Source organism: Pseudovibrio axinellae, assembly GCF_900110875.1.
GTDB classification, from domain to species: Bacteria; Pseudomonadota; Alphaproteobacteria; order Rhizobiales; family Stappiaceae; genus Pseudovibrio; species Pseudovibrio axinellae.
Genome location: NZ_FOFM01000048.1, coordinates 1 through 5016 on the forward strand (window position 1 = coordinate 1; position 5016 = coordinate 5016).

3 protein-coding genes and 2 pseudogenes are annotated in these 5016 nt (G+C 48.7%); 2 read left to right on the forward strand and 3 right to left on the reverse strand.

Going from position 1 to position 5016, the window contains the following annotated elements; all coding sequences use genetic code 11:
• A partial coding sequence (locus BMZ51_RS23025; protein ID WP_139201471.1) for an IS5 family transposase occupies positions 1 to 634 on the forward strand: 634 nt, incomplete at its 5' end.
• 60 nt (positions 635 to 694) lie between these two features.
• On the opposite strand, the gene BMZ51_RS23030 is transcribed toward BMZ51_RS23025, so the two are convergent.
• The 3 genes and pseudogenes from BMZ51_RS23030 to BMZ51_RS23040 all read right to left on the reverse strand — a co-directional run.
• Positions 695 to 1816, reverse strand: a complete 1122-nt coding sequence (locus BMZ51_RS23030) for a Gfo/Idh/MocA family protein (protein WP_068010468.1) — start codon at positions 1814 to 1816, stop codon at positions 695 to 697.
• 558 nt (positions 1817 to 2374) lie between these two features.
• A pseudogene (locus BMZ51_RS24700) lies at positions 2375 to 3340 on the reverse strand (IS5 family transposase).
• A gap of 68 nt (positions 3341 to 3408) precedes the next feature.
• Positions 3409 to 3570 (reverse strand): annotated as a pseudogene (locus BMZ51_RS23040) (IS6 family transposase); the annotation flags it as partial.
• Between the two features lie 319 nt (positions 3571 to 3889).
• On the opposite strand from BMZ51_RS23040, the gene BMZ51_RS23045 reads away from it, so the two are divergent.
• A complete protein-coding gene (locus BMZ51_RS23045) occupies positions 3890 to 4837 on the forward strand; it encodes a BMP family lipoprotein (RefSeq protein WP_068009938.1) in 948 nt (315 codons plus the stop codon).
• The last annotated feature ends 179 nt before the right edge of the window (positions 4838 to 5016 follow it).

Sequence of the window (5016 nt, forward strand, 5' to 3'; positions counted from 1 at the left end):
GGAATTTGAACAGCTAAAGCAGCAGGCTAAATCTGAGCCGGTTCACCTTGTGGTCGACAGCACCGGATTGAAAGTATTCGGAGCCGGAGAGTGGCAGGAAAACGAGCATGGAACGGCAGTCAAGCGCCTATCCTGGCGTAAGCTACATCTTGGGATGAATCTGGACACCAGCGAGATTGTTTGTTCTGAACTGACTGAGGAGAGCGTTGGAGACCCGACGCTCTTGCCCGATTTACTGGACCAGATTGAAGGACCGGTTTCCCGGTTCATAGCGGACGAGGGCTATGACGGAGAGCCTGTCAGCAATGAATTGCAGCGACGCTTTGAAGGTGTCGAAGTCAATACTCCACCGCCTAAAAACGCTGTCGTCAGCCTCGGGGCTGAGACCAACCCCACACAGCGGGACCGGCATATTGCTATCATCCAGAGCGAAGGACGGATGGCATGGCAGAAGCAAACCGGGTATACTCAGCGCAGCCGGATTGAAACTCAGATGGGCCGCTTTAAGCAGGTGATTGGCAACAAACTGAAAGCGCGTAACATCAAAAACCAGAGGGCAGAGATAAAAGCTGGCGTCAATGCTCTCAATAAGATGACGGTCCTCGGGCGCCCGACGTTTGAGCGCGTTCTGTGACCCAGACTTAGAGGCAGCGGGGGAACTTTATCTCAGTGCTGACCCGTGCAACACGGCCATTCAGTCCGAGGCAACATCGATCCACGTCGACGTTTCGTGCGAACTTATCATTGCGTTGATCGCGGCCTCGTATTCTATACCTTTTTCGAAATCAACTACAAAGCTTTCCTTACCTTGAATGTTCTTCAGGATCTCGTTAACTTCAATCGTTTTCAGGTCGTTAAACCCAAGACCATGCCCAGCAACGGGCATAAAGCAATCATAAGGAGTATGTGTCGGGCCTGACAGAATTGTGGTGTAGCCCTGTCCCGCTAATGGCCCTTCTGCTTTATAAATACTCAGTTCGTTCATCCGTTCTTGATCAAAGAAGACAGATCCTTTAGATCCAAAAACCTCAATGACAAAGTGACATTTGCGTCCCCATGCAGCACGATTAAATAAAAACGAGCCATCACCGCCGTTGGTCAACTCAAACAAAACATTTGTCGTGTCATAGTTTTCGACGGGTTTGCTTCTGCCTTCCTGATCCGGTCGGGTTTTATAGGGCCTTGCCATGCGACACATGACCTTGCTGATTTTCAGATCCATCATGTCGAGCATCGCAATAGCATGTACGCCGAAATCATCCAGCGCACCCGGTCCCGTTGCCGCACTACAAGTCAGGTCCCATTCATGTTGCGGATCAGCAAGAAAGTCTTCATCCAGCTCTATCCTGCATTGAAACACCTCACCTATGTCCCCTGTCTTTACTAGGTCGCGCATATGTCGGATCATCGGGTTCTGCATATAGTTGTAGCCCAGGAATGTCTTTCTTCCAGATCTTCGGGCAACTTCCAGCATCTCCTTTGCGCTACCAAGACTACTGGACATTGGCTTCTCACAGTAAACATGTTTGCCTGCCTCCAGAGCCGCAATTGCCATTTCCGCATGAAACTGGTTAGGTGTGGTAATAGAAATAATCTGAATTTCAGGTTCTGCCAGCATATCGCGCCAATTGCTTGTAGACTTCGCAAAGCCAAAATCCTGTGCTCTTGCAGCAGCAACCTGCGTGTCCACCGCAGCCAGCATCACCAGCTCCGGTTTAAGCTCACCGCCAAATATGCTCGAAACAGAATTCCACGCCAAAGCGTGACACTTGCCCATAAATCCCGTTCCGATTAACCCAACACCAATTTTTTCCATCCCAGTTGTCCTGAACCTGCCCATTCTTGAGGGGGCGTTAATATCAGCAACGAAGTGTGTCCAACCCCGGCCGCCGCATGTACCTCGTTAAGACATGACCATCATGGATGGTCTTAACAAAACCAGAAATTGCGGTTTATAGGCACCAAAACGACCATACCCAAACGTTGGTGGGTTCCGGCAGCACTGATGCATATCTCAAACGTCTACGGTATGAGACGTCGTTTGTAGGAGTATTTCCGAGATATATATAATATATATTTATGAAAACGCCAACTTTATAGTGAAAACTATCGATGATTAAATATAATCCATTTTCATCTAGAAAATATCATAAATATGAGCAGCATTTCATATCAGTAACTACTAAATATCGCTCAGGGTTTTCCTAACTCATTAATGATAACCTTCATCATTTAATTATTTTCTCGGTTATAAATTTAAACGTCTATCAAAGCAGTTTTCAGCTTAACCTGAATTTGGTAGTACTCAAGCGGTAAGCGGCGCTGTTGCACAATTCGAAATTAGCTTGCAGCCTGCCCAATCGCATGCATCTGATCATGCAGAAACCTTCTTGAACGTGGCGCGTCCGAGGGTCGTCATTGTGTTGAGAACGGCGGCGCCAAGTTTTGCCTCTGTCCTCTGATTGTTCAACTTTCGTGACCGGAGCGTGGTCCCAATCACCTGCTTAAAGCGACCCATCAAAGTTTCACCTCGAGACCTTCGACCATATCCGGTTTGCTTTTGCCAAGACATCCTGCCGTTCTTTTGAATGGCAAGAATATCCCAGTCGCGAGCACTGGGTGCGGTCGCAGACTCAGGGCCGAGGCTAGCTGTTTTGGGAGGTGGAATAATGACCTCGATACCTTCAAACCGGTCTGCTAATTCTTGCCCCACAAGCGTCCCATCACCAAGGAACGTGGCAACCGGACCCCTAACTTGGTCCAGCATATCCGGCACAACGGTTGGATCACCAACATTGTCTTCGGTCAGTTAAGAGCAGACGATTTCGCCGGTATTCAGATCAAGGCCAAGGTGAAGCTTGCGCCAAGTTCTGCGCTTTATCCTGGTTCCATGCTTGGTTTCCTGCCATTCTCCGGCACCAAAGATCTTAACGCCTGTACGATCGATTACCAGCGCTACTGGTTCACAGTTCGTTCGCGGTTTGGGATTTGAAAGTTTCAAGCCATCTGCGCGGCGCGACAGGATTGAAAAGTCAGGAACCGGTAAAACCAACTCCATCAAATGGAACACAGACCTCACAAACCCTTGTGTCTGCCTCAAAGCAAGCCCGAATACGACCCGGATCTGCAAACAGGTTTCAATGGCAAGCTCTGAAAACTTGGCGGGCCGTCCACGTCGTTGGTTCTGGGGGGCAAACCAAGCCTTGGCAGCGCTCTCTTCAATCCAAACCGTGACATCGCCGCGACGACGCAAGCTTTCATTATACTTCGACCAGTTCGTCACTTTGTATTTGGCTTTGGCAAGCTTATGTCGGCGATCAGCATTGGCTTTAAACGGCATTAACTGAATCTTCACTGAAGGAAATATCAGTCGGAATATACGTCTGAAGCGTATTTACGCAACAGCGCCCACTTGCGAATGGTTTCATAGGACAGGGTTATGCCGCGCTCCAGCAGCATCTCCTCGACCTCACGCAGGCTGAGCGAAAAGCGGTGATAGAGCCAAACAACGAGAGTGATAATTTCGGGTGGAAAGCGATGGCGTTTGTAACTGATCGGAGCACAAGTCATATTGACCAACTATCAATCGGAGCTGGAGCCAAAGTTAACTTGCTAACACCATTTAACTTAATTCTACCATTTCGCGTTCTCTGAAAGGGAAAGCTGTCGACTTACACTTTGATGAAGTCAAAGAGGTATATGTTGTCGCGACTACCGGCTGTTACTACGAGGCAAAGCAACGCTGGCAGCGTTCACGGTCAGCGTTGTTAGTGAACTCGTTAACGATGAATGGCTGACCGGAGAGATTTCTCGCCTGCTAGAAGAATACAATAAGGAAGAAACAGTGAATACCAAAGCAATCTTCGGAGCATTTTCCCTATCAGCAGTGATGATAACTGGCGCAATGGCGGAAGACTTTAAGCCGGCAGTTGTATTCGGCGATCGCAATGATTTGTCCTATAATGAAGCTGCTTATAAAGGCGCTCTGCAGTTTGAGGAGCGCACGGGCGTCAAGTTCCGTGAATTCGAAATCCAGAATCCGCCCCAGCGCGAGCAGGCATTGCGCAACTTCGCACGTCGCGGCATGAACCCTATTATTACGATCGGATTTGCTCAGGCTCCTGCGCTGAGAAGGGTCGCCAAAGAGTTTCCTGATACAAACTTCGCAATCATTGATGCTGTTGTTGACCTGCCAAACGTGCGTTCGATCATCTTTAAGGAAGACGAGGGATCTTTCCTTGTAGGAATGCTGGCAGCAATGGCAAGCAAAAGCGACACAATCGGTTTCATTGGTGGCATGGATCTTCCGCTCATCCGTAAGTTTGCATGTGGTTACAAACAGGGCGCAAAATATGCTAAGCCTGACGTTACAATCCTCGAAAATATGACAGGAACCACGAGTGCAGCCTGGAGAGATCCATTAAAGGGAGGAAAACTGGCACGCTCACAGTTTGCTCGTGGTGCAGATGTAGTGTTCCACGCTGCTGGTTTGACTGGCACTGGCGTTCTGCAGGCGGCAGCTGATGATGGCAAACTGGGTATCGGCGTAGACTCTAACCAGAACCACCTGCACCCGGGTTCTGTTCTTACATCGATGACTAAAGGCATAGACGTTGCTGTAGAAAAAACTCTAACTGATGCACAAGACGGTAACTGGACTTCTGGGGTTGAGGTGCTTGGCCTTGCTGAAAATGGGGTTTCCTGGTCTTACGACCAGCACAACATGCCACTGATTACCGATGAAATGAAGACTGCTCTTGAGAAAGCTAAGACCGACATTATTTCTGGTAGGGTGGAAGTACACGACTACACGGTGGACCCGACCTGCCCATTCTGAATCGTAGAATGCTTGCGCGGTCTGCCAGGCCTTACCAACCTAACCTGTATTTGACCGCAATAGTTTTCTCCAAACAGATCTAAACGACGTTGTTGCATGGATCGTGATTTGAAGCTAATTTACTGAAGTCCTGCCAACATTTCAGATTTATATGCCTTATAAATTCAACGCCTTACGTC

What these genes read in the sequence shown, in the direction of transcription:
- BMZ51_RS23030 (WP_068010468.1), bottom strand. Translation starts at nt 1,816, where the DNA reads ATGGAAAAAATTGGTGTTGGGTTAATCGGAACGGGATTTATGGGCAAG.
- BMZ51_RS23045 (WP_068009938.1), top strand. Translation starts at nt 3,890, where the DNA reads ATGATAACTGGCGCAATGGCGGAAGACTTTAAGCCGGCAGTTGTATTC.